Raw genomic sequence first — 21,507 nt, forward strand, 5'->3', positions numbered from 1 at the left:
CCTACAATACAGTAATGAAGATCATTGTTCCCATGGCAGGTCGCGGTTCTCGCCTTCGCCCTCACACTCTAACGGTTCCAAAACCTCTTATTCCGGTAGCAGGAAAACCTATTGTTCATCGTTTAGTAGCCGATATTGTAAACGTCTTGGAAGAAGAGATCGAAGAGATCGCATTTATCTTGGGTGATCCTGCATTCTTTGGTGAAGAGGTGGTCGAGAGTTTAAAACAATTAGCAAATGATCTGGGGGCAAAAGCTAGCATCTATCGACAATTGGATCCAAAAGGAACCGGCCATGCCATCATGTGCGCAGAACCGTCACTATCGGGGCCTGCCGTGATCGCTTATGCCGATACGCTCATAAAGGCCAACTTTGATCTTGATAAAGATGCAGACAGTGTGATCTGGACAAAGAAAGTAGAAAATCCGGAAGCCTACGGTGTTGTCAATCTTAACGAACGTAATGAGATCACCGAGTTGGTAGAAAAACCCACTCAATTTGTGAGCGACCAGGCCGTTATAGGAATCTACTATTTTAAAGAGGTGGGAGACCTAAAGAAAGAACTTCAACATGTTTTGGATAACAATATTCTTAACGGAGGGGAATACCAGATCAATGATGGTATCAAAAGGATGATGGCCGAAGGAAAAGTATTTAAAACAGGCACGGTAGACGAGTGGATGGATTGCGGCAATAAGGAAGTAACGGTAGAGACGAATCGGCGTATGCTGGGCTTTTTGGCAGAACGCGGCGAAGTCCTAATCTCCAATAAAATCAGATCTCAGGATGCCACCATTATAGAACCTTGCTTTATTGGGGATGAAGTAACTTTAAAAAATTGTACCGTGGGCCCCTTTGCTTCAATTGGAGAGGGCACAATAATTGAGGATAGTAACGTTAAAAATAGTATAATCCAAACATACGCAGTGGTTAAAAATGCTACTTTAGATAATGCAATGATAGGGAATCATGCAACCTTCGATGGCAAATTCAACAATGTTAGTATTGGGGATTATAGCGAATTGAAACAATAAGTATAGGTTTCAGGAGAATCCGGAACAAAAGGTTAGAAATTAATTGAGACAGTAAGAAGACACCGCAAACAACACTTTGAAACAGTACGGCAACATTTGGTATTTTTTTCTCTTCGGAATTATTTTAGTTCCGCAGTTCCTTTTTGCACAGGTAATCCCAACTGAAACCGACGAACAACCCACCGATGATCTGGGCAATGTAAGTGACGCATTTCAAGAGAATTTTTTTGAAGCTTTAAAGCAAAAGGGGATAGAGAATTATGAACTGGCCCTAGAAGCATTGGCAAAGGCCGAAAAAGCGGCACAAAAGGATGCCCAGAACGAGGCCGTTGTCTACTTTGAAATGGGAAAGAACCTTACCCAATTAAAGCGTTATGACGAAGCAGAGGCTAATTTCAACAAGGTATTGAGATCGGAAGGAGATCGCTTGGATGTACTCGAAGCTCTCTATGACCTTTATTATCTCGAGCAGGATTATCAGGCGGCGATCCCATTGGTACAAAAGCTTACGGTCTATGACGACGATTACAAGGAAGATCTGGCCAATCTGTACGCCCGTACCAAGCAATATAACAAGGCACTTATGGTACTGGATGAACTGGATGACACTTGGGGTGAGAGTGACTATCGCGACGCGCTGCGCTCTCAGATCTATCGTGAAACCGGAGATACTTCAGGGCAGATTGAAAAGCTGGAAGAAAAGGTTATCGCCAATACCAGGAACGAAAAGGACTATCTTAATTTGATCTTTTTATACAGCGATCAGGGAAACTCCCAAAAAGCTTTCGAAACAGCTCAGGAATTGCTCAAGAACAAACCTGATTCACAACTGGTACATCTGGCGCTCTATAAGTTCTATTTAGATAAACAACAAACTACAGAGGCACTAAACTCGATGAAAATTGTCTTTAAAGCTTCAGAGATTGACAATGAAAGTAAGTACAGGGTTCTAAGTGATTTTCTAAATTTTGTGAATACCAACCCTCAATATGAAAAAGACCTGGATGCTGTAGTGGCCTTGTTCTCTTCAGAAAATAACGCTAAGGTATACGAACAGTTGGGAGGGTATTATTTTTCCAAAGAGATGCGGGAAACGGCGCTTAAATTCTATGAGAAAGGTGTACAAGGGGACCCGGACAATTACAATTTGCTCAAAAACACCTTACTCCTGCAAATTCAGTTTGAAAAACACAACGAAGCCGCCACCTTAAGTGCGGACGCTTTAGAGATATTTCCTTCCCAACCCCTTTTATACTTGGTAAGCGGTGTCTCGAATATTGCACTGGGGAATCTTGATACAGCCATTGAGAAACTGGAAACAGGGTTGGATTACCTCTTAGACGATCCAAAAATGGAAAAGGATTATTATGAGCAGTTATCCATAGCGTATTCCCAAAAAGGGGATCAAAAGAAAGCAGATGCATTCGCGACAAAGGCCGCTCAAGTTAAAGACACTAATTAATGCTATGAAGTACCCACTTATACTCTTAGTTGCTTGCGTCTATTTACTAAGTTCCTGCGGGGCAGGAAAAGGAGCAGGAGCCGGTAACAACGCCAATGCTGCTCTTTCGGTCAAGGAAATCATGGCTGCACACCAAATGGCTTCGCCTAACTTCTCAACCCTTGCGGCACGACTTCAAGTGGTGTACGAGGACGACAGTAAGTTGCAAAGTATTACCGTGAGCTTGCGTATGGAAAAGGATAAGACCATTTGGATCAAGGCCTCTTTACTAGGGATCACTTTGTCCAAAGTGCTAATCACCCCGGATCGCGTTAGTTATTATGAAACCATTGGGAACACCTATTTTGACGGAGATTTCTCCTTGTTGAGTACATGGCTGGGAACCGAGATCAATTTTGAGAAGGCACAAGCGATCCTTTTGGGACAGTCTATTTTTAACGTTGATACTGCCACCTACACTTCCAAGGTGTATCAAAATAAATACCAGGTGGCCCCTAAGAAACAACCTTTGGATTTTATACATTATTTGCTGTTACACCCACAGAATTATAAAGTGGCATCGGGGTCGCTATCCCAGCCTTCAGAAAAGCGGTTGCTCACTATTCGGTATGGGGAGTATCAACAGATAGGAAATGACTTTTATCCTTCTGATATTCTAATAAATGCTTCGGAAGAAGACACAAATACAAAGATCGAACTTAATTATAAAGACATCGACCTCAATGTTTCGCTAAGTTTTCCGTTTACTATTCCGGAAGGGTATGAAGAAATTCAGTTATAAAGTATGAACAAACAGGTCATTTTAGGGCTTTTCTTTTTCTGTATACTTACAGGATGGAGTGCGATAGCACAGCCTAATAAACAAGCACAGCTCGAAGAAAAACGGCAAACAATTCTTGAAGAGATCAAGCAAATAAATTCGCTGCTCTTTAAGACACAAGGAAAGAAGAAATCCATTCTCACCAACGTGGAGGATTTGAATCATCGCATCGCTGCGCGGGAGAATTTGATCAAGGTGACCAATCAACAAGCGAATCTTCTAACGCGTGAGATCAATGAGAATCGTACAAAAATATCCGAGCTGCAGAACGAGTTGGAAGTGTTAAAAGAGGATTACGCTGCGATGATCAATAAGTCTTATAAGAGCAAATCGCAACAGAGCAGAGTCATGTTTTTGTTGTCTTCGGAAAACTTTTTACAAGCCTACAAGCGATTGCAATATATGAAGCAGTATGCAAAACACCGTAAAGAACAAGGAGAGAGTATCAAGGAGAAAACTATTTTACTTGAAATTTTGAACAAGGACCTAACCGAACAAAAACAAAAAAAGCAGGTCTTGATAGAAGAAAACCGATTGGCACGAGAAAAACTGAATAGTGAAAAAAAAGACCATCAAGAACTTATTGCTTCACTCAAGAAAGAAGAGGGAACATTTTCCAGGCAGATTCGTGACAAACAAAAGGAAGCCGATGCCATCGACAGACAGATCGAAGAGATCATTCGCGCTGCCATAGCTAAATCGAATAAAGAATCTATTACCACAACTGCTGTAAAGACGTCTTCAACGGCTTTCGCCCTTACAGCCGAAGCCAAGGCGTTGGCCGCAAGTTTTACAAATAACAAAGGGAAACTTCCCTGGCCTGTAGAAAAGGGTGTCGTTGTAAGGCGGTACGGGAAACAGCAACATCCGCAATTAGCCAATGTAACTACGTTTAACAGTGGTGTGGAGATCGCTACCGAAGCGAATGCAAAAGCTAGAGCTGTCTTTAACGGCGAAGTAATGGAGATACAGCAATTAAAGGGCGCCAATATGGCTGTGTATATCCAACACGGAAGTTATATTACGGTATATAATAATTTGATCAATATAACTGTAAAAAAAGGAGACAAAGTAAGTACCAAACAGAATATTGGAACGGTCTATACCAATGCAGCCACAGGAAAAACAATTTTAAAATTCTTGATCTACCAGAACAGGGATCGAATGAACCCGGCCGATTGGGTCTTCCAGATGTAAAAAAAAAGGGCTGTTATAAACAGCCCTTTTTCAATAATTATTATACTATTCTTATTCAATAAGTAACTTTTTGGTAGTCGATTGAGTACCACTTTCGATGGTCACGAAATACAATCCTGTTTGCAATTGAGATACATTTAATGAGATCTCGTTCGATCCGTTTGGAGCACGTTCTACCTGTTGTAATTGCTGTCCCAAACTGTTCACGATACGAACACTTAATGTTTCTGAAAGGGTTTCTTTTAGAGCGATAAATACTTCGTTCGTTGCCGGATTAGGGTACATAGAGATCGCATCTGCAGCAAATTCCTCTACCGAAAGCACACAATTTAAAACACCTCCTGCATAATCATCGGCATCGCTTCGTTCAGTTTCCCAGCCATCCGTAGTACTTCTAGCGGCGATCGCATACCAGATCGTATCATCGAAATCAGCCACAGGTACGGTAATCTCAGTATTGGAAGTGCTTCCAGCGACCTCCATATACTTTGTTCCCAAAATATACAGATCGTACATTTCAGCACCGGCTATCGGGTTCCACTGGAATGAGGCTGTGTTGTCAGGACATACCTCCGTAAGTACCAGACCGGTAACCAGCGGTGCTATTGAAAACGTTCCGTCGCTTACATCCTGAAAAGCCCCACTTGTTACACGTACAAGAGCTTCTCCGCTCAATTCAGCAGGAACGGTCCAGTCGAAATAGTGTTGTGAGTTTGGCACGGTTCCAAGATTTGTCCAGCTTCCACCATTATCTATAGAATAATCGATTACAAAGGATGCAGTCGTATTTACAGCATCCCAATGAATTGTTCTTGGTACTCCAGAAGGAAACTTTTCTCCGGCATTTGGATAGGTCACTACCAGATTATCTGTGATGATCTCGTATGTTATAACATAATCTTGCGGACCTACAGGAACGTTAAAACCTGTAATTTCTACGGTATAATTTCCTGCAGCCGGATTGTCCAACACAACCTGCTCCATATTATTTAAATGGTCAATACCATTTGTAGCGGGTTGATTTAAAGCAGCCGCGTTGGGCGTGGAATCCAATATGTACGGGAAATGATCTGTAGACCCCGGATCTGTTACAATCATGTCTAAGTCATTTACCAAAGCAGGATTTGCGCCGTTTGCTCCGGCAGGATCGTTCCAGTATACCATAAAGCGTACTTCTTTTGTATTGGCAGGAACTGCAATAGTATGAGAATTGCTATTTCCCTGAGTCACATCATCTAAAAGGAATCGACCGTCCTCAATAAGTAAACCGGCACGAAGACCATTGATGATACCCCATCCAAACTGAAAATCGGGACCCGCATTTCCTTTATCTTGGGCAGTATTCATCATTGCCGACTTAATAAGCGCGGCAGGAGGAAGTGTTCCACCATTAGCATCCGCATAGGCTTGATAAAGTTGAGCTGCAACTCCGGCAACACCTGGAGCAGCTCCCGAGGTTCCACTAAAGGTCTGGTATAAATTATTAGGCGCTGTAGAAATTTGTAAATGCCCGTTTGCGGTAAGATCGGGTTTAATACGTCCGTCAGCTGCCGGACCTCGGCTACTACTGTTCTCTAAAACACCTCTGTAATCTGTATTTGCTGTTGCAATAACATTTTTTCCTTGCTTATGACCTCCGGTAATATTTCCCCAACCACTTCCGGCACCATATCCACAATTTGAAGTTCCCGAATTTCCTGCCGAGAACACGTGTAATAAGGTAGGCTCTGTATTCATTTGCATATCAACGGTTCTTGCACGCGTGGTATAACCATCGTTACAACCATCTCCATAAGATGAATTAGTAATTTGAACCGTTCCGTCATTTATAAGATTAGTGGTTGCCGGATCCAAAAAGCTTGAAATATAATTTACAACGTGAAGATCGGCTCCTGCTGCCATTCCTCTTCGATACGGAAAAATATTACCCGCACCACATAAGATTCCGGCAACTCCGTCTCCGTGCGTACCCGCTGTGGAATTTGTATAATTAGTGATTCTTCCTTCAAAATCAATATGGGGTCCTACACGACCATCATCTCTTACCATTACTCCTATTCCTTCACCGGTATAATTGCGTCCGGCAGTAGTTTGAGTGTCTAAACCACTAGAACGATGAAGGCTTTTACCACGAATATCTTCAGGCACTGCAGGAGGAGCAATCAATTCAACCCATTCTACATAAGGAAGGCTTGAAAGTTCATTCAAACAATTGTTAGGAATAGAAAGCTCTAAATTAGTTGAGTTCCCTAATCTCGCTACAAGCGCAATTTGTTTTTGTGCCAAATCTTGAATAACATAGTTTGTGCTTACATTCTTATTGTGAACTAAGGTCACCAAGATGTTATCACCGTCCATGGCATAATCTTCATAAGGAGGATTTTTTAAGGCAGTAGACAGCTTGAAACTGCTTACCACAGGTACAATGGATCGCACCCCTTGATTTTGAAGATAACTTACAGAAACTTCAGAAGGGAAATAAAACAAATACGCTTTGTTTGGGATATAATTCAATAACTGATAGCCACGCGCTTTAAAATCATTTTGAATTTGCTGCGTTGGGGTTTGAAAAAATTGAATCCATCCTACATATCCATCATTTAACCTTGCCGAGTCAGGCATGTCACTCCACTGGAATGTTGAAATATTCTCAGGAATCTCAATGGCATCCCCTTGTAACTGAATGGCATACGGGTTTTGAGCAAAGGACAGTGACACCATTAACAGCATCACCATAGCTGCAACAAATCTCGATGTAAAACTTGTTGATTTTGTACTTTTTTTCATAGGAATCATTTTTAATTATCTAATGCAGAATGAATCATGCACGGTTAAGAAATTTTTAAGAATTTCAAATATATTCAATTGTGTTAAAAAAACCACAAGAAAAAAAGTTAATTCCTAGTAGGGAAGTAAAAATAAAACGCTAGCTAACAGCTAGATTGACACCACTAAAGGGCTACATAAGTGTGGCAGAACCTATTTGAATAATGCCTTAAGCTCGGTGGCTTCTTTTGGCTTCAATTTTCCCGCAAGGACCAAACTTAGTTGCCGTCTTCGCAGTGCAGCATCGAACCTTTCTTTCTCCAGATCGGTTTCGGGGATTAATTGAGGTACAGGTACCGGATTTCCCATTTCATCTACAGCAACAAAGGTATAAATACCTTCGTTGGCCTTACTGCGCCTTCCGCTTTCGCGGTCCTCGATCCAAACATCCATGAAAACCTCCATAGAGCTGTTAAAAGCTCTGGAAACATGAGCTTCTACCGTTACCACACTTCCCAGGGGGATCATTTTGTTAAAGGCAACATGATTTACAGCAGCGGTCATGACGATGCGTCGGCTATGCCTTCTCGCGGCAATGCTAGCAGCTCGATCCATACGAGCCAGAAGTTCGCCTCCAAACATATTCCCTATGGGATTGGTCTCGCTGGGGAGGACAAGGTCTGTAATAACAGTTCGGGATTCTTTAGGTGTTTTTGGTTCCATTCTAGCTATTTTTTTGCAAAGGTAGTATTTCCCTTAGAGCTAAAAATAGTTATGTAAAAGAAAAGTGGTTAATCGAGCTCTTGTACGAGCAACCAAGCGTCCTTGTTCTCTGTTTGCTGAATAGTATACAGCGCACGCAAGGCGTCAAGTCGCTGCTCGTGACTACTGTAGATCACCTGGTGGAGGCCATATCTGTTCTTGCCTATTAGCCGCGGGGTAAATCCCTTATCAGTAAGTTGAAGTATTTTTTTTGCTGCATTCTCTTCTATGCGGAAAGCACCGGCTACTACATGATATTTCCCTGTCTCCTTCGGGAGTGTGAGACTTAAAGTAGGCAACGGATTTTCGATCACAAAAGTGGCTTCCTGAATTTGATTCTCAACCAGCGTATTGGCTTTTTGCTTTTCGGCGAAATTGTGTTTCTGGACTTCATTCTCATACCATTTCATGCCGCCAAAGCCTGAAAGTGCCACAGCGATAAGCCCGATGGCAGCATATTTCAGGTACGGTACTGCGGTTCTCTTTTCTGTCGAGAGCACGAGAGGAGCCTTTTCTTCCTTGTTGACCACTTCTTTTTTATGGACGTCACGAGAGATTTGCGCAGAGATAAAGGAGCTTAGCCCAAACGAGGCTGCACTATAATTTTCTGAATCGCTGGGGATGAATTGAACGGAACGCTCCGTGTTTAACTCAAATTCGCCAATTTTTGGAAGCACCACGGTCTCACCTTCGGAAAGCTGTAAAGAGAGTTTGCCGGTAAAGTTTCGGATCTTCTGAAGTGCTGTTTCGTAGCTGCAACCTTCTACTGAAGCCACATAACTGGCAAGCAGTCCGTCATTGGTTTGTAGCTGTCTGTTGAAAGCCAATGTCTTTCCCGGTGGATAAAACGTATGGTCTTCAGAATCAATACGCGCAGAATGATATTGTGTCAAGAATGCCCCGAACCCGGGAATGATCACACATTCATAACGGTACAATAAATCGTTTATGTAGGTTGTCAACTGCATCGATAACAAACTTAATTTTTTTTTGAGTTTCATTCAATGAGAATTTCGCTAACTTATTAACAACAGATTTTTCGTATTTTTAAAGACTCCCCGGTTCGTTTAAACATTCCATATGCTATCTGAAAACGAATTAAGGTACACGCTTGCCCTTCAACGCATTCCAAATTTAGGGGACGCTTCTGCAAAAAAATTAATCCATATTATTGGTTCTGCGGAAGGTATTTTCAAAGAAAAGAAACATCGGCTTCTCAAGATCGACGGGATTGGAGCTCATAAAATAAAGGACCTTCGGGAAGCAGAATTTTTAGATCAGGCCGAAGAAGAGTTACAATTCCTGAAAACGCAAGGAATTTCCTTCAGTTATTTTCAGGACACAAGCTACCCCACACGATTAAAGCACTGTCTTGACGGGCCCATTCTTTTTTTTCACAAAGGAAATATCGATCTTCAGCAAAAACATATCGTGAGTATCGTGGGCACCCGAAACATTACTGCCTACGGTCGCAGCTTCTGCGCACAGCTCATCGAAGAACTGGCGCCCTTAAAACCTGTTATTGTTTCAGGCTTTGCCTATGGGGTGGATATTGAGGCACATAAAATGGCCATGGACTGTGGCCTTCAAACCATAGCCTGTTTAGCACATGGCTTTGAACAGATCTATCCCAAGACGCATAAGAAGTATATGAAAATGGTAGAAGAGAACGGAGGGTTCATCACCGAATTTTGGAGCTGTGACGCTTTTGATCGCACAAACTTTTTAAAGCGAAACCGCATTATTGCAGGTATTAGTGAAGCTACGGTGGTGATCGAATCTGCCGAAAAAGGCGGCAGCTTGGTCACAGCAGATATCGCCAACTCATACAACCGTGAGGTATTTGCCGTTCCCGGCCGTGCGACCGACCTTCAAAGTCAGGGTTGTAATAACCTCATCAAATCTCAACAGGCACATCTGCTCACCCAGGCAGCAGACCTTGTTTATATGTTAGGCTGGGCGTTGGAGGTACCTGCCCCGAAACCTCGCCAAACCCAGTTATTTGTAGATCTTACCACCGATGAGAACAAGATACATCAGTTCTTAAAAACGAGAGAAAAGGAGGGATTAGACCTGATTGCTCTGGAATGTAAGTTGCCTACCCACCAAACAGCATCCTTACTGCTGCAATTAGAACTAAAAGGGGTTGTGAGACCGTTACCGGGGAAAATGTTTGAAGTGATCTAGTACCCCAGTACAGTTCGCACTCTTTGCAAGACGCCTTCTGCAACCGAAGTTGCTTTTTTGGCTCCTACTTGCAGTGCATTCTCGATCTCCTGTTGGTTCTCCATGTAATAGGTGTAACGTTTACGTTCTTCGGAAAAGCGTTCGGTGATAAGTTCAAATAAAGCTTGTTTGGCATGACCATACCCGTATCCTCCGGCTTCGTACTTTTTGCGCATTTCTGCAACTGCTTCCGGTGTCGCTAAAAGGGAATAAATAGCGAACACATTACATGTATCGGGATTCTTAGGGGATTCCAGCGGCGTACTGTCTGTTTCTATGCCCATTACTTGCTTGCGCAACTGTTTGTCCGGCAAGAAGATATTGATGATATTGTTCTTCGATTTGCTCATTTTTTCCCCATCAGTGCCGGGGATCAACATAGTATGTTCCTGTACTTTTGCTTCAGGAAGGACGAATACTTCACCCATTTGTGCATGCAATCGAGAGGCTACATCTCGGGTCATTTCCAGATGTTGCAACTGGTCCTTGCCTACGGGAACTATTTCGGCATCATACAACAAGATATCTGCTGCCATAAGCATTGGATAAGTGAACAATCCGGCGTTTACGTCCTCCAATCGATCGGCTTTGTCCTTGAACGAATGTGCCAGTGTAAGACGTTGATACGGAAAAAAACAACTAAGGTACCACGAGAGTTCCGTGACCTGCGGAATATCGCTCTGGCGATAGAAAACGGTCTTTGAAATATCAAGTCCAAAGGCTAACCAGGTTGCAGCCGTACTGTACGTGTTGGTCCTTAGGGTAGTTGCATCCTTTATCTGTGTTAAAGAATGCATGTTCGCAATAAATAAGAAGGATTCGTTCTTAGGATCATTGGCCATTTCAATAGCCGGTATGATAGCTCCCAATAAATTTCCCAAATGCGGAGTTCCTGTACTTTGTATCCCGGTGAGTATTCTGGACATGGTTCTTGCTTAAATTTTGGCAAAGTTACTTTTTTTCGCCTATTCTCCTGTTCCAAATCACTATTTTTGACCTTCTATGATCGTACTCCGACACATCTTTAACTTTTTCTATCGCATTTGGTTTTATGTGTTGGTCACAGTTCCTATCATTGTCCTTTTTCCTGTATTACTAGTTAGTATTTTAAGGGAGTCGTGGTACCCTTTTTTCTTCAAATTGGCTCGTCTGTGGGCGATTTTGATTTTGTTCGGGATGGGGTTTTACCCTAAAGTACGTCGCGAGGAGCGTTACGAGCGAGGAAAGAGCTATGTATTTGTCTCTAACCACACCTCTATGACAGATATTATGCTAATGCTGTATGTAACTAAGAACCCCTTTGTATTTGTCGGGAAGATGGAATTGGCCAAAATCCCATTATTCGGATTCTTCTATAAGCGTACGTGTATCTTGGTGAACAGGAACAGTCCTAAAAGCAGAAAAGAAGTGTTTGAGCAGGCGCAACACAAACTCAATCAAGGGTTGGGGGTTTGTATATTCCCGGAAGGCGGTGTACCCGACGATTCTCAAGACCTGCTACTTGATACATTTAAGGATGGGGCGTTTCGACTGGCAATAGAGCATCATATCGCAATAGCTCCAATGACCTTTCATGATAACCAAAAACGATTTTCCTATCGCTTTACCTCTCTTAAAGCAGGCCCGGGACGGATGCGCGTGAAGGTACATAAGACCATACCCACAGGGATCTTGGAGATGGAGGACCGTCGGATGCTGCGAGAGCAAACCCGAAACATTATTCTAAAGGAGCTGCAAAAACCAACGGTATAAAAAAACCGTTCTATGGCGAAGAACGGTTTTTTCTGTCATCATTGTTTGGTATTTCCAAACCTAACCAACTAAAAAACTAACCTAAAACTTAAAACTCAATCCGCTGTAAACACCTACATAGTAGGGTTTAAAATCTACAGACGAATCTGTATACGGGTTGAGCTGGTATTTAAACATAGGCTCAATATTAAACTTTAGCTTTTTACTTATTTTATAATCGAAGCCAATCCCCACATTCGTGGTAAAACTTACAGAAGATAGATTGTTGGCTTCCCCCAAAGTATCTCTAAAATCACCGGCTTGCACCGATACGTCATTATTTCCTAAAAACAGCGTGCTCATCCCGCCAATTACATTCACACCTAATTTGGTGTCTAACAAGGCATATTTCAGTTCTAAGGGAACCTCATAATAGGTAATGTTCTGTCTTAGCTCTACCTCGCCCATAGTCGATTTAGGTGTAACGTTGTCCAAGGGGTTTCCTCCTTCGGAGGTCATTCCGAGGGTGCCTTTATCCACGGCAATAAGGACTGTTTGCCGCCCGCCGTAGTCTATGGATCTCAGAGCTGAAGAAACAGGACCTGTTCCCAGTTCCAGACCACTGGTTGCATAACTTAGGTCTACATTGCTTATACCGGAGCGAACACTCAAACGATCGCTAAGGGCATAACTTACTTGCACACCATAACTTAGATTCACATCGCCGCTTTGCGCATTATCTGAAAAAGAGGGGTCGATGGAAGAGCCTTGTCCAATACTACTGTAATAAACAGGTCCCACATTGGGAGCAACGTCCCAGCGATCGGTTGCTTCTTTCTTTGTGTCAACGACCGCTTCTTCGCTGTCCTTTTCATTGATGGCATCCAGCAACGAGCGTTTTTTGATCTCTTCGGTTTTTGTTTCTTCGGAAGTGTTTTTATCACCGGCTTCTTTGGTATTCTTTTCTGTAACTCCTATCGCAGTCGCATCGTCGATCTTCAGCTCTTTTTTAATGAGCGGGTCATTCTTTTCGGCTATTTTTTGAGTTGTCTTTTCTTTTTCTGAAACAGTTGCGATCGCTTCTTTTTCTTTTTTGGCTGCGGTTACAGTTTCGGTATCTTGCCCGATCCGGGGGTCTGTTATAGCGTTCTTCTTTTTATTCTTTTGTATTTCTGAAGCAGTTGTCGTTGCCACCGCTTCCCGCGCAGTAATTGAAGCAGGGTCTTTTGTCGCATTCACCGCTTTTTTCTTTTCTTTTTCTGAAGTTTCATTATTGTTTTCAGGAAGTGAAGATGCTTCGGTTGCGATCCCTTCTTTATACGGGGCATCCTTTAAGATGGGAGTTTTCTTGGTTTCAACATCGGTTGATTCCGGCACCGAGGTCTCTTCCGAAGAAATACTTGTAGTAGGAGCAAAGGGGTCGAACACAGCGTTACCTATGGTCAACAGCAAGGCAAGCAAAGCTGCCACCCCGGCGGCTTTCCACCAAATAGGAATGACTTTGCGGTCCTCTTTCTCCTCTTGTAATTGCGCCTGGATATTTTCCCAAACGCGTGGGGAAGGGGTTGCTTCAAAATTTTTAAAGCGGTCTTTAAAAAGCTCGTCTATGTGCTTTTTGTCTTTCATTCAATTTATTCTGCTTTTGTTACCGTGTTATAGGTTTCAATCTTTGTCTTTAATATCATTCGTGCTCTTGCCAGGTTTGATTTAGACGTTCCGTCTGAGATTCCTAACATATCTGCGATCTCTTTATGAGAATAATCATCCAGAACATACATGGTGAAAACCAGCCGATACCTATCCGGTAATTCTTGAATGATCTTCAGCAAAAAGTTCAAAGGAACACCGGCATCTTCTATTTCTTCCTCTGCGGCTTCCAGTTGCTCCTCGTTGGGTATGTCAAAAACACGTTGTTTGCGGTATTTTTGAAGCACTGTATTCACGGTGATCCGTTTCATCCAACCTTCAAAAGAACCTTTGTCCTTAAACTGCTCAATCTTTTTAAAAATGGTAAGAAACGCATCCTGTAGGCTGTCTTCAGCTTCAGCATGGTTGGGCGAATACTTCAGGCAAATAGAGAACAACGTGTTCGAATAGCGTTTATAAAGTTCTCCTTGTGCCTTTGCATCCTGCTTCTTACATTGTAGTATGAGCTCGTCTAAAGTCAAATGCAGTACCTAAAATTATTAGTAATCACACAGTATCGCACGGGCAACCATAATAATTGAGGGTTCTACAGTACGTAGATGCCGAATGGTGTAAAGGGTTGCGTGCCAACCTAAAATTTATGCGTTCAAAGCTTTGATGGCTTCTTTGATTTTTTGTTCCAGTTCTTCCATAAGATCCGGATTGTCCAGCAACAGAGCTTTTACGGCATCGCGACCTTGTCCCAGCTTGGTCTCATCATAACTAAACCAGGAACCACTTTTTTTAACGATCTCGAAATCAACCCCAAGATCGATCACCTCTCCAACTTTAGAGATCCCTTCTCCGTACATAATGTCGAATTCAGCTGTTTTAAAGGGAGGCGCGACCTTGTTCTTTACAACCTTTACTCGGGTCTTGTTTCCTTTTACGTTACTGTCTGTGTCTTTTATTTGAGTAGATCGTCGAATGTCCAAGCGTACCGATGCATAGAATTTCAAGGCATTTCCACCGGTAGTGGTTTCGGGATTTCCAAACATTACCCCGATCTTTTCGCGCAATTGGTTGATGAAGATAACGGTACAATGGGTCTTGCTTATAGAGCCTGTCAATTTCCGAAGAGCCTGAGACATTAAACGTGCATGCAGTCCCATCTTGCTGTCTCCCATTTCTCCTTCGATCTCACTTTTTGGTGTTAATGCAGCTACCGAGTCGATCACAATAATGTCAATGGCGCCACTTCTTATAAGGTTGTCGGTGATCTCCAGCGCCTGTTCTCCATTGTCGGGCTGAGAGATGATGAGGTTCTCGATATCCACGCCCAGCTTCTCGGCATAATAACGATCAAAGGCATGTTCTGCATCAATAAATGCGGCAATGCCTCCTTTTTTTTGTGCTTCCGCGATCGCGTGCAGGGTCAATGTGGTCTTACCGGAAGATTCCGGTCCGTAGATCTCGATCACCCGTCCACGCGGATACCCTCCTACGCCTAAGGCTACGTCAAGGCCCAAAGAGCCGGTTGGGATCACTTCCACCTCTTGTACGGCCGAATCACCCATTTTCATGACTGTGCCTTTTCCGTAGGTCTTATCTAACTTATCTAAAGTAAGCTTTAGTGCTTTTAATTTTGCGTCTTTTTCGGTGCTCATGAATTCAAAAATATTTAGTGAGAAATCTAATCAGCTAAGGTAACATTTCTTTAGGTCTGCCCCAAAAGGAAAAAACCGCTTGCAGGGTTTTTTGTCAACAACACAGAAAGTGGTATTTTTGCATGATTTTTAAATCTAATTCTTTTACACTCAAAATTAGTATAGCATGCAACTGTACAATACCTTAAGTGCAAAAGAGCGGGAAGCCTTATTGGAAGAGGCCGGCGAAGACCGACTCACCCTCTCTTTTTATCAATATGCCAAAATTGGCAATCCACACCTTTTTAGAAACCATTTGTTTGTAGCTTGGGACGCTATGGAGGTCCTGGGACGCATTTATGTGGCCCATGAAGGGATCAATGCGCAACTTTCGGTGCCGGCAAAAAGGTTCAATGAATTTAAGGCATTCCTGGACGGTATTTATTTTCTGAAAGACGTCCGACTCAACATTGCCATTGAGCACGACCTGAAATCGTTTTTGAAACTGAAAGTAAAAGTGCGTCATAAGATCGTGGCCGATGGCCTCAATGACGATACGTTTGATGTTCGAAACAAAGGCGTGCATGTCGATGCCGAAACCTTCAACCGGCTTATCGAAGATCCCGATACCGTGCTCGTCGATATGCGAAACCACTACGAAAGTGAGATCGGGCATTTTAAGAATGCGGTTACCCCCGATGTGGATACATTTAGAGATTCTCTGGATATTATCGAAGCCGACCTAAAAGACCATAAGGAAGATAAGAAACTGGTGATGTACTGTACCGGAGGAATACGTTGCGAAAAGGCAAGTGCCTACTACAAACACAAAGGGTTCAAACAGGTCTATCAGCTGGAAGGTGGTATTATTGAGTATGCCAGGCAGGTGCAAAACAAGGGCCTGGAGAATAAATTCATTGGAAAGAACTTCGTATTCGACCACCGCAGGGGTGAGCGTATCACAGAAGATGTAATTGCACAATGCCATCAATGCGGTGCAGCCTGCGACACACACACCAACTGTGCGAACGAGGCTTGTCATTTGCTCTTTATTCAATGCGAATCATGTGCTTCAGAAATGGAAAATTGCTGTTCTGCAGATTGTCAAGAAATCATCCAATTGCCCTATGAAGAGCAAAAACGACTTCGTCAAGGCATTCCAAACAGCAATAAGATCTTTAAAAAGGGTCGTTCAGAAAAGCTAAAGTTCAAAAAATAGGCGATAGTTTCAGAGGGATCGTGAAAATTCAGAATTCAGAATTCAGAATTCAGAATTAATATAGGTATCTTTACCTACTAAATAGAATGTTTAATCTACGTCTCTTTTCTTCTGAAAAAGAGCTATATATAAAAAATATGGGCTGTACAAGCTGTGCCACGGGTGCCAATGGTCAGCCAAAGGGATGCAAGAACAATGGTACTTGCGGAACGGATGGCTGCAATAAATTAACGGTGTTCGACTGGCTTTCCAACATGTCACTTCCCGGGAATCAGGAACCTTTCAACGGCGTTGAAGTTCGCTTTAAGAACGGCCGTAAGCACTTTTATCAAAATCCCGAAAAGATAACGTTAAGTATTGGTGATGTAGTAGCTACGGAAGCAACCAGCGGTCACGATATTGGTATCGTAACACTTACCGGCGAACTGGTGCGTGTACAGATGAAAAAGAAAAAGGAGAATCCCAATCCTGAAGCATTGCCCAAGATATACCGGAAAGCCTCTCAAAAGGACATAGACATGTGGCAAAAAGTACGGGACAGGGAAGCAGAGGTTCAAAAGCGTTCGCGTGAGATCGCAATTCGATTAGGATTGCAAATGAAGATCTCCGACGTTGAATTTCAGGGAGACGGCTCGAAAGTGATCTTTTACTACACCGCCGAGGAGCGCGTGGATTTCAGGGAATTGATCAAGGAATTTGCCCGTGCTTTCAGTACCCGTATTGAAATGAAACAAGTAGGCTTTCGTCAGGAAGCCGCGCGTTTGGGAGGCATTGGCTCTTGCGGAAGGGAATTGTGCTGTTCTACCTGGTTGACCGATTTCCGATCGGTGAACACCTCAGCTGCGCGATACCAACAGTTATCTTTGAATCCGCAGAAATTAGCGGGACAGTGCGGGAAATTAAAATGCTGCCTCAATTATGAACTGGATACCTATCTGGAGGCGCTGGAAGAGTTTCCGAAGAGTGACGTAAAACTCTTCACCGAAAAAGGTGCCGCCGTGTGTCAAAAATCAGATATCTTTAAACGCATGCTTTGGTATGCCTACGAAAAGGAAGGCATGAATTGGCATCCGCTGGATTTGGATAAGGTCAATGAGATCATTGAACTTAATAAGAAAGGGAAAAAAGTTGCCAGTCTCGAAGAGTTTATTGTTGATATCGAAAAACCCGAAGAGGAGATCTACAGCAATGTCGTAGGTCAAGACAGTTTAACGCGTTTCGACAGACCTAAGCGTTCACGAAACAAGAAACGCAGTCGATCCAAAAATCAAAATAAGGGGCAGAATAAAAATCAGGGCAACAAACAAAACCCGAACAAAAACAAGAATAGAAAGAGAAATACAAAGAAAAAGAATGCTTAGATTTCTAATTGTATTATTGTGTATTGTAAGTTTCGCTTCCTGTAGTTCAGACACAATGGTGAGCGAAACAAAGAATCTGCCGGGATACTGGAAAGCTTCAGACGCGGTTTCTTTTAACATCCCACAACTGGATTCCCTTAAAAGATACAACGTCTTTTTGCAGCTTCGGAACACGAACGATTATCCTTTCAATAACATATTTTTAATCGTCTCTATGGAATTTCCGCAGGGCAAGACACTGGTAGATACATTGGAGTACCGCATGGCAAATCCCGACGGTAGCTGGTTAGGAGAAGGCATTGGGAGTGTGAAAGACAACAAGCTGTGGTATAAGGAGAACGTCTCTTTTAAAGAAGAAGGCAATTATAACATAACTATAACACATGCAGTTCGCAATAACGGTGATGTGGAAGGCGTTACCCAACTAGAGGGCATTACAGATATTGGCTATAGTATAGAAGAGGCCAACCAACAGTAACGATCGTATGGCAAAGAAATCCACAAAGAAGAAAACAGCAGTGCAACCCGAAGAAAAGCGTCATATTAAAACGTTTTGGAAGATCTTTGGAGGCTTCCTCTTATTGGTATTATTGATATTTTTACTCGCCTCTTGGGGGGTGTTTGGAAGTCTTCCCGATGAAACCAGCTTAGAGAATCCTGAAAAGAACTTGGCCACAGAGATCATTGCTTCGGACGGGAAAGTGATTGGAAAATTCTATCAGGAGAATCGTACGCCTGTGCAATATGAGGAGCTTCCGGACCACTTGATTAACGCTTTGATCGCCACCGAGGATGTACGTTTTTACGATCATTCCGGGATCGATGCCCGCGGTACCGTTCGAGCAGTAGCATTCTTAGGCTCAAAAGGAGGTGCCAGTACGATCTCACAACAGTTGGCAAAACTTTTCTTTACGGAGCAGGTCTCTAGGAATAAATTAGAGCGTGGTATTCAGAAAATAAAGGAATGGATCATCGCAACCCGCCTGGAACGACGCTACACCAAAGAGGAGATCATCACGATGTATTTCAATGAATACGATTTTCTTAATCAGGCGGTTGGTATCGAATCGGCGGCGAACATCTATTTTGCAAAGGATCCTTCAGACCTTACGACATTAGAATCGGCGGTTCTGGTTGGGATGTTCAAGAACTCTTCACTGTATAATCCGCGTCGTAATCCGGAAGGGGTTCGCAATCGCAGGAATGTGGTGTTGGCACAAATGGCCAAATACGATTACATAACCGAACAAGTTAAAGATTCATTGCAGGCATTACCCCTCAACATCAAATTCACACCACAGGGGCACGACGAAGGTATTGCTACTTACTTTAGGGAGTATGCCCGAGCGTTCATGGCAGATTGGATTAAAGAAAATCCAAAAAGTGACGGGTCCTTCTACGATATCTACAGCGACGGTCTAAAAGTTTATACTACCATCGACTCTAAGATGCAGGAATATGCCGAAGAAGCGGTGACCATGCATATGGCTAACCTTCAAAAGGAATTTGCCAAGCAGAACGAGAAGAACAAGACGGCTCCATTTCGGGACATTACTCCCGAAGAGACCGAAATGATCTTGAATACTGCCATGCGCCGAAGTGATCGATGGAAAGTGATGAAAGCACAAGGTAAGTCTGAAGCAGAGATCATAAAGAGTTTTTCAAAGAAAACACCCATGAGCATCTTTTCATGGAAAGGTGATATCGATACAACCATGACGCCTATGGATTCCATTCGGTACTACAAATCCATCTTACAGGCATCCTTGATGTCTATGACACCACAAACTGGCGAAGTAAAAGCGTGGGTTGGCGGTATTAATTATAAGCACTTTAAATACGACATGGTAAAGAAGGGCAAGCGTCAAATTGGGTCTACCTTTAAGCCTTTTGTCTATGCTACTGTGATCGATCAAATGCACATGTCACCCTGTGACACCTTGCCGAATACCATGTATACCATACCGGCAGGTAAATACGGATTGCTAAAACCTTGGACCCCCAAAAATGCCGGCGGAGGATACGGGGGTATGGTCTCCTTGCGCAGTGCCTTGGCACAATCCATTAATACGGTTACAGCCCGCTTGATCGACAGGGTAGGTCCGCAACCGGTGATCGACCTTGTCAAGAAGATGGATGTGGATACAAATGACATGCCGGTGGCCCCATCGATTGCTTTGGGAACACCAGACGTGTCATTGTATGAGATGGTTGGAGCCTACAGCACATTTGCCAATGAAGGGGTGTATGTAAAACCTACGTTGATCTCTCGCATTGAAGATAAAAACGGAACAGTCTTGTTCCAAAATGTTCCGGAGACACGGGACGTCATTGGAAATGAGACTGCTTACGTTACGGTTAGTCTTATGGAGGGTGTCACACAAGCAGGATCGGGAAGCAGATTACGAGGCTCGGGGCGTGAAGGTGCTGCCGTATATAAGAATGCCGTTACCGGATATCCGTACAAATTTGAAAACCCTATAGCCGGAAAGACCGGAACTACCCAAAACAATAGTGATGGATGGTTCATGGGCATGGTTCCCAACTTGGTAACCGGGGTGTGGGTTGGTGGTGAAGACCGTGCGACACATTTTGGATCGACCGCTTACGGGCAAGGAGCAACAATGGCCCTCCCTATATGGGCGATCTATATGCGTAAATGCTACGAAAATGAAGAGCTGGGGGTTTCTACCGGTCGATTCCCAAGACCGTCCAATCTTTCCATTATTACAGATTGTGGTGCATTCCGGGAAGGGAATTCGGATGTGGAAGGCATTCCCGACGAGTTGGATTTCTAGTAATTCTGAAAAAATTAGCAACCCGATCTCCCGATCGGGTTTTTTATAAATGGACGTTTCTAATCTGGGTTTTTCTGAAGCAATTTCAGTATTTTTATAAAATATTAAACAGATCTGCCGGTGCCTTTCGCCGGAGGTTTTTTCAGAAAAAATTACGAATATGATCAATAAAACGGTTGCCAATGTTTCCGAAGCATGCGAAGGTATTGCAGATGGTATGACCTTCATGCTGGGAGGCTTTGGCCTTAGCGGTATTCCCGAGAATGCGATCGCGCAACTTGTGAAGCGCGGCGTAAAAGACGTTACCTGTATTTCCAACAATGCGGGGGTGGATGATTTTGGACTGGGGCTATTACTTCAGAAGCGTCAAATTAAAAAAATGATCTCCTCCTACGTTGGGGAGAACGCCGAATTCGAACGACAGATGTTAAGTGGCGAACTGGAAGTAGAGCTCATCCCTCAAGGAACACTAGCGCAGCGTTGCCAGGCAGCACAGAGCGGGATTCCCGGATTCTATACTCCTGCGGGCTATGGAACTGAAGTAGCAGAAGGCAAGGAAGCTAGAGAATTCAACGGTAAGATGCATATTCTCGAACATGCCTTTAAAGCCGATTTTGCCTTTGTAAAAGCATGGAAAGGCGATACAGCAGGCAATCTTATCTTTAAAGGGACCGCACGCAATTTTAACCCGAATATGTGTGGTGCCGCAGCGATCACTGTAGCCGAAGTTGAGGAACTTGTTCCCGCCGGCACACTGGACCCTAATCACATTCACATCCCCGGTATCTTTGTGCAACGTATATTCCAGGGCGAACATTATGAGAAGCGAATAGAACAACGAACCGTAAGAAAAAAGTAA

The 21,507-nt window shown here is 43.3% G+C and carries 18 protein-coding genes; 11 read left to right on the forward strand and 7 right to left on the reverse strand.

What is annotated here, in order from left to right; genetic code table 11:
* Window positions 1-14 precede the first annotated feature (14 nt).
* The 4 genes from JS40_RS09430 (at window position 15) to JS40_RS09445 (ending at window position 4,513) form a co-directional block, all read left to right on the forward strand.
* Window positions 15-1,034: a sugar nucleotidyltransferase gene (locus JS40_RS09430; protein ID WP_034260132.1), complete on the forward strand. Its 1,020-nt coding sequence runs from the start codon at window positions 15-17 to the stop codon at window positions 1,032-1,034.
* Between the two features lie 76 nt (window positions 1,035-1,110).
* On the forward strand, window positions 1,111-2,496 hold the full coding sequence (locus JS40_RS09435; RefSeq protein WP_034260133.1) for a tetratricopeptide repeat protein: 1,386 nt from the start codon (window positions 1,111-1,113) through the stop codon (window positions 2,494-2,496).
* 4 nt (window positions 2,497-2,500) lie between these two features.
* Window positions 2,501-3,277 carry a lipoprotein insertase outer membrane protein LolB1 gene (locus JS40_RS09440; protein ID WP_034260134.1) on the forward strand — a complete coding sequence of 259 codons (777 nt, stop codon included), beginning with the start codon at window positions 2,501-2,503 and terminating at the stop codon, window positions 3,275-3,277.
* 3 nt (window positions 3,278-3,280) lie between these two features.
* Window positions 3,281-4,513 (forward strand): murein hydrolase activator EnvC family protein, encoded by a 1,233-nt coding sequence (locus JS40_RS09445; RefSeq protein ID WP_034260135.1) that lies wholly within the window; start codon window positions 3,281-3,283, stop codon window positions 4,511-4,513.
* Between the two features lie 51 nt (window positions 4,514-4,564).
* On the opposite strand, the gene JS40_RS09450 is transcribed toward JS40_RS09445, so the two are convergent.
* The 3 genes from JS40_RS09450 to JS40_RS09460 all read right to left on the reverse strand — a co-directional run bounded on the left by JS40_RS09450 (window position 4,565) and on the right by JS40_RS09460 (window position 9,042).
* Window positions 4,565-7,300 carry a S8/S53 family peptidase gene (locus tag JS40_RS09450; protein WP_034262313.1) on the reverse strand — a complete coding sequence of 912 codons (2,736 nt, stop codon included), beginning with the start codon at window positions 7,298-7,300 and terminating at the stop codon, window positions 4,565-4,567.
* Window positions 7,301-7,492: 192 nt separating this feature from the next.
* Window positions 7,493-8,002, reverse strand: a complete 510-nt coding sequence (locus JS40_RS09455; RefSeq protein ID WP_034260136.1) for an acyl-CoA thioesterase — start codon at window positions 8,000-8,002, stop codon at window positions 7,493-7,495.
* A 68-nt stretch (window positions 8,003-8,070) separates the two neighbouring features.
* Window positions 8,071-9,042, reverse strand: a complete 972-nt coding sequence (locus JS40_RS09460) for an HU domain-containing protein (protein WP_233273957.1) — start codon at window positions 9,040-9,042, stop codon at window positions 8,071-8,073.
* A gap of 79 nt (window positions 9,043-9,121) precedes the next feature.
* On the opposite strand from JS40_RS09460, the gene dprA reads away from it, so the two are divergent.
* Window positions 9,122-10,228, forward strand: coding sequence for a DNA-processing protein DprA (gene dprA / locus JS40_RS09465; protein ID WP_034260137.1), 1,107 nt, complete (start codon window positions 9,122-9,124; stop codon window positions 10,226-10,228).
* Here the strand turns inward: dprA and trpS are convergent.
* Window positions 10,225-11,193 (reverse strand): tryptophan--tRNA ligase, encoded by a 969-nt coding sequence (trpS, locus tag JS40_RS09470; protein ID WP_034260138.1) that lies wholly within the window; start codon window positions 11,191-11,193, stop codon window positions 10,225-10,227. The genes dprA and trpS overlap by 4 nt on opposite strands.
* A gap of 76 nt (window positions 11,194-11,269) precedes the next feature.
* Between trpS and JS40_RS09475 the strand changes: the two genes are divergently transcribed.
* Window positions 11,270-12,019, forward strand: coding sequence for a lysophospholipid acyltransferase family protein (locus tag JS40_RS09475; RefSeq protein WP_034260139.1), 750 nt, complete (start codon window positions 11,270-11,272; stop codon window positions 12,017-12,019).
* A gap of 81 nt (window positions 12,020-12,100) precedes the next feature.
* Here the strand turns inward: JS40_RS09475 and JS40_RS09480 are convergent, their stop codons facing one another.
* The 3 genes from JS40_RS09480 to recA all read right to left on the reverse strand — a co-directional run bounded on the left by JS40_RS09480 (window position 12,101) and on the right by recA (window position 15,291).
* A complete protein-coding gene (locus JS40_RS09480; protein WP_034260140.1) occupies window positions 12,101-13,624 on the reverse strand; it encodes an outer membrane beta-barrel protein in 1,524 nt (507 codons plus the stop codon).
* A 5-nt stretch (window positions 13,625-13,629) separates the two neighbouring features.
* Window positions 13,630-14,166 carry an RNA polymerase sigma factor gene (locus JS40_RS09485; protein WP_034260141.1) on the reverse strand — a complete coding sequence of 179 codons (537 nt, stop codon included), beginning with the start codon at window positions 14,164-14,166 and terminating at the stop codon, window positions 13,630-13,632.
* A 117-nt stretch (window positions 14,167-14,283) separates the two neighbouring features.
* Window positions 14,284-15,291, reverse strand: coding sequence for a recombinase RecA (gene recA, locus JS40_RS09490; protein WP_034260142.1), 1,008 nt, complete (start codon window positions 15,289-15,291; stop codon window positions 14,284-14,286).
* Between the two features lie 166 nt (window positions 15,292-15,457).
* Between recA and trhO the strand changes: the two genes are divergently transcribed.
* The 5 genes from trhO (at window position 15,458) to JS40_RS09515 (ending at window position 21,507) form a co-directional block, all read left to right on the forward strand.
* A complete protein-coding gene (trhO, locus tag JS40_RS09495; protein WP_034260143.1) occupies window positions 15,458-16,489 on the forward strand; it encodes an oxygen-dependent tRNA uridine(34) hydroxylase TrhO in 1,032 nt (343 codons plus the stop codon).
* A gap of 137 nt (window positions 16,490-16,626) precedes the next feature.
* Window positions 16,627-17,850 (forward strand): PSP1 domain-containing protein, encoded by a 1,224-nt coding sequence (locus tag JS40_RS09500; RefSeq protein ID WP_034262318.1) that lies wholly within the window; start codon window positions 16,627-16,629, stop codon window positions 17,848-17,850.
* Window positions 17,843-18,328, forward strand: a complete 486-nt coding sequence (locus JS40_RS09505) for a gliding motility lipoprotein GldH (protein WP_034260144.1) — start codon at window positions 17,843-17,845, stop codon at window positions 18,326-18,328. Before JS40_RS09500 ends, JS40_RS09505 begins: the two co-directional genes overlap by 8 nt.
* Window positions 18,329-18,335: 7 nt before the next feature.
* Complete coding sequence (locus JS40_RS09510) at window positions 18,336-20,648, forward strand: penicillin-binding protein 1A (RefSeq protein WP_034260145.1); 2,313 nt, start codon at window positions 18,336-18,338, stop codon at window positions 20,646-20,648.
* A gap of 160 nt (window positions 20,649-20,808) precedes the next feature.
* On the forward strand, window positions 20,809-21,507 hold the full coding sequence (locus JS40_RS09515) for a CoA transferase subunit A (protein WP_034260146.1): 699 nt from the start codon (window positions 20,809-20,811) through the stop codon (window positions 21,505-21,507).

Source organism: Altibacter lentus, assembly GCF_000746845.1.
In the GTDB taxonomy this organism is placed as follows: domain Bacteria; phylum Bacteroidota; class Bacteroidia; order Flavobacteriales; family Flavobacteriaceae; genus Altibacter; species Altibacter lentus.